Raw genomic sequence first — 1024 nt, forward strand, 5'->3', positions numbered from 1 at the left:
ATATTAAATATGTCACAGTTTAGTGATAAAGACGTTATTCTTTCGGTCATGGAATATAACTATCATGGCCGAACATCTGAAAATAATTTCAATATAGCGTTTGGCATAGATAAAAATTTTCTTTTTGGATGTGGTGTATCTATTGCTTCTATATTATTAAGCAATAAATCGATAAGCTTTGACTTTCATGTTTTTACTGATCATTTTAGCGAAGATGATCAGAAGAGATTTTCTGCATTAGCCGAACAATATAAAACCCGTATAAAAGTCTATTTAATTGATTGTAATAAATTAAAGTCGCTACCCAGCACGAAGAACTGGACATATGCGACGTATTTCCGTTTTGTCATTGCTGATTATTTTTATGGTAAGCTAGATAAGCTTTTGTACCTGGATGCTGATATCGCCTGTAAAGGTAGTATTCAGGAACTGGTTGATTATTCATTTACGGAGCACGAGATTGCCGCGGTTGTTGCGGAAAGGGATATCGAATGGTGGACTGACCGCTCTGTAACCTTGACTACTCCTGAGCTTGTATCTGGATATTTTAATGCAGGCTTTTTGCTTATAAATATTAATGAATGGCAAAAAAATGATATTTCAGTTAAAGCGATTGAGATGTTGCGGGTTCCTGAATGGGTGGCCAAAATTACGCATTTGGATCAAGATGTCTTGAATGTTCTTCTTGTTGGGAAAGTGAACTTCATTGATGGAAAATATAATACTCGCTTTAGTATCAATTATGAATTGAAGGATAAAGTGGTAAACCCGGTCAATGATGACACCGTGTTTATTCATTATGTTGGACCGACAAAACCCTGGCATGAGTGGGCAAACTACCCTGTTTCGCAAAGCTTTATAAATGCGAAAGAGCATTCTCCCTGGAGCAATGTTGCTCTGCTGCAACCTGCAAATAGTAACCAATACCGATATTGTGCTAAGCATAAATTTAAGCAGAAAAGATATCTTCAAGGGTTATTAAATTACATGAAATATTACAAGGCTAAAACTATCCAATAATAAT

Annotated in this window: 1 protein-coding gene; it reads left to right on the top strand. The window is 35.5% G+C overall.

Translation table 11 applies throughout. The annotated features are described in order from the left end of the window. Positions 1 to 9 precede the first annotated feature (9 nt). The gene (gene waaO / locus NNO04_RS22445) at positions 10 to 1020 is read left to right on the top strand and encodes a lipopolysaccharide 3-alpha-galactosyltransferase (protein ID WP_271446523.1); all 1011 of its coding nucleotides are present in this window, start codon (positions 10 to 12) and stop codon (positions 1018 to 1020) included. Positions 1021 to 1024: the final 4 nt, after the last annotated feature.

Source organism: Citrobacter sp. Awk 4 (assembly GCF_028069725.1).
Taxonomy (GTDB): domain Bacteria; phylum Pseudomonadota; class Gammaproteobacteria; order Enterobacterales; family Enterobacteriaceae; genus Citrobacter_D.